Genomic DNA, 3346 nt, shown 5'->3' with positions numbered 1-3346 from the left:
GGACTGCCTTTTGAGCCTACCCATATCCGATTCCTCTGTCTGCATGAAACCTGTGCAGACAAGAATGGAGTTCGTAGGAAGCCCCCACTTCAAAATCCGGAGGATTTAAGTGGTGGGTAGTTCACTAACTGGTTTAACCTAACCCCGTGATACACTGATAATATAATAAAAGTATGAATGAAGTTCATGGGGAGGATCAATAAATGCAGGAAGAAATCAGTAAAATAGATATCATATCAGAAGATGATATGTCAGAATTCGAGCGAAGAGAAGGATTGAAATCCAGACTGATGGAAGAAGAAGCTCGTCGTCGGGGCTACGAGGTAAAACGCCTAACCTTTGATACTACTCTAATATCGATTCAGGGAATAGTTGTATTATTCAAGGATATGAACGGCCCATTATCATCCGCAGCCTTAAACACTGTTGTGGATGACAAGCATGTTACCCGTACACTTCTTAAAGCGGCTGGACTCGCTGTGCCTCAATCGACTTACCTGCCAATAAGTAAACAGGAAGAGATTGTTTCATTTGCTGAGTCCATCAGTTACCCGGTCGTATTGAAACCAAACGGACTGGCACGCGGTCAAGGTGTCTTTATGAACCTTTCCAGTAAATCAGAACTGAAAGAAGCGTTAAGTAAACTTGAAAATATTGTAGATGACAACCAGACATCCGTTCATGTAGAGAAGCATTTTATTGGTGAGGACTTCAGATACGTTGTGGTTGATGGTAGAGTCATCGCGACCAGCCAGCGCGCACGGGCTAATGTAGTAGGTGACGGCACGCATACGGTTCTCGAACTGATCGAAGCTAAAAACAAGGAGCGGTTAAAAGACCGTGATCTTAAGAACTTTCTTATTCCAACTGATATCGAGAAACTGACTCATCTGACCAGAGAAGGACGTTCGCTCGATACCATTCCCGAACCTGATGAAAAAGTCATCCTGAGAGATGAATCGAATATTTCAAGTGGAGGGGAAGGGATCGATTTTACAGATACTGTTCATCCTGAATTTGAGAAATTGGCTCTTCAGGCAGTCAAAGCTATACCAGGACTTAACTATGCAGGCGTTGATATGATACTGGAAGACATTACTGAAGCCCCGACTCCTGAGAACCATGTAGTGACAGAAGTTGAATTCAGCCCAGGACCGGTCAGTATGTTCCCTTGGAGTGGTGAAGTTAGAGACATGCCTGGTCCAATCCTCGATTTCTACGAAAGTAACCTGGATAGACTCAAGCCTAAATAGAAACAAAAAGCGGTGCCAGTTAACATTGTCTTTGGATAATTACCAAACGGAGAAATCATATAGAATGTCGAAGAACTATATGAAGAAGGGATACTTGAAGTCGATTCAGACAAGGGGTCCGGAAAAGATGCCTTTCTAAGTAGGGGCGAAAGCGATCAGGAAGTGACCGAATTCTGGCCTGAGAATTTGAAGTACAAAGGATAATAAAGGTGATTAGAAAAGACACCGTTCCGGTGTCTTTTTATATACAAGGAGTGAATAGTAAAAAAAGACTAATCTGTTTGTCTTAGTTTCTCAAAAGAAGGCTGAATGCCTCATAAGTTTAAGTTATGGGGCATTCGTCAGATTTAATTATTACCAATGTTTCATATATCCATTTTATGAGGTGTTCGTCACCGGAATTATTCCATGAATGCCTCATAAAACCTAGTTATGAGGCATTCATGGAATAATCACAATAGTGTAAGATTATGACTCTATTTTTTTGTTGAGAATTGGAGTATAGTATAAATCATAACTACTGCTTTTCCCGTTCATCGAATCAAACAAGCCACTATACTCATATTCCAAGGAGCACAAGCATTGAATTCTAAAAAGATTATAAGTTACAGTACCATTCTATTATTAATCATTATGACAGCAGGTTACTTGTATTATCAGAATAATGCAATTGAACTGTCTATATACGACTTTGAACACGAGAACATTCCTGAATCCTTTGAAGGATATAAGATTGCACAAGTATCAGATCTGCACAATAAAGAATTCAACGGGCGACTGACGGCTGAGCTTGAAGAACAGGATCCTGACATTATTGTAGTGACAGGTGATGTGATAGATAGAAACCGTACCAATATTCCAGTAGCCGTTCAGGCGATGGAAGAGATGCTGGAAATAGCGCCAGTCTATTTCGTTACTGGTAATCATGAAATGGCTTCAGGCGTGTACCCTGAGCTTCAGAGAGAAATCGATCGCATTGGCGTTATTGATTTAGATAATTCATATGAAAGACTGGAAATTGAAGGCCAGGAAATCGGGCTTATTGGAATCGAAGACCCACTTTTCCTGTTTCTGGATGATATTATAGAAGCCGGCTCTGAAGATTTGCTGATACAAGAGAGGATTGAAGACCTGATTGAAGAAGCTGGGACTGAGTTCAATCTGCTCCTTTCACATCGAGCTGAATTAATGTCGGTTTATGCGGCTGCAGATGTGGATCTGGCTCTGACCGGACATGCGCATGGGGGGCAGATTCGTCTGCCATTCATCAATGGGCTCTTTGCGCCATCGCAAGGGTTTTTGCCTGAATACACCAGTGGGCAGTATGTTGAAGACGGAACACAGATGATTGTCAGCAGGGGACTAGGAAACAGTATATTTCCACTGCGTATCAATAATCGGCCGGAGCTTGTTATAGTCAATTTACGACCACAAAATTCTGAAGAAATAAATGATTGATTTAGCTACAGTCAGGGGTATAATAGATAAGGATAAACCAAGGGTGGGATTATCGACGTCATGTGACTTGTCTTATCTATACTGAAGTATGCAGGACGTCCCCTTAAATACTCATTATTTTCAAGGAGTGGTTCCAGTGCCTGTAATTATTGGCTGGATTTGTCTTAACGCTGTGATACTATTATTCAATCATGGTGCTCAGAATAATAAGGGCTGAGCATTGCTGCCTGCAATAGTTTATATATATTTTAAATCTGTAGAAGGAGACCATCCCATTCTTCTACAGGTTATTTTTTTATTTCAAACTTTTTAGATGTGCTGCTTATAAAATCTTCATTTAAATTAAATGTAACGTGACGGCAGAAATGAAATAGGCTACAATAAGTTCACTTTAAAGTGAAAGATAACAGGACAAGTCTTTAGGGTTCGACTAGAAAAATTAGAAGCAATCGGAGGAGAAAAAAATGGAAAAACTGACTGACAAAGACAGGCTCGTTAAATTAATATCTACTCAAGTTTCGCACCCTGATCAAACCTTGGAAAGCCTATCGGCTTAAGGTTAATCAACTAAATCAAACAGTGATGTGTGACGGATTGGACTCACTTCCAGCTAAAATTTCTTTAAATGAAGTCGG

2 protein-coding genes are annotated in these 3346 nt (G+C 40.5%); both read left to right on the top strand.

Annotation, left to right across the window (positions count from 1 at the left end; translation table 11 throughout):
- The first annotated feature begins 203 nt into the window (after positions 1 to 203).
- Positions 204 to 1253: an ATP-binding protein gene (locus tag ACYQ2O_RS11235; protein WP_346024574.1), complete on the top strand. Its 1050-nt coding sequence runs from the start codon at positions 204 to 206 to the stop codon at positions 1251 to 1253.
- A gap of 582 nt (positions 1254 to 1835) precedes the next feature.
- Positions 1836 to 2711: a metallophosphoesterase gene (locus tag ACYQ2O_RS11230; protein WP_346024573.1), complete on the top strand. Its 876-nt coding sequence runs from the start codon at positions 1836 to 1838 to the stop codon at positions 2709 to 2711.
- Positions 2712 to 3346: the final 635 nt, after the last annotated feature.

The sequence above is a fragment of the Alkalibacterium sp. m-11 genome (assembly GCF_054658155.1).
Note: the sequence above shows the minus strand (reverse complement) of the source record. Positions and strands in the feature narration are given on the sequence as shown.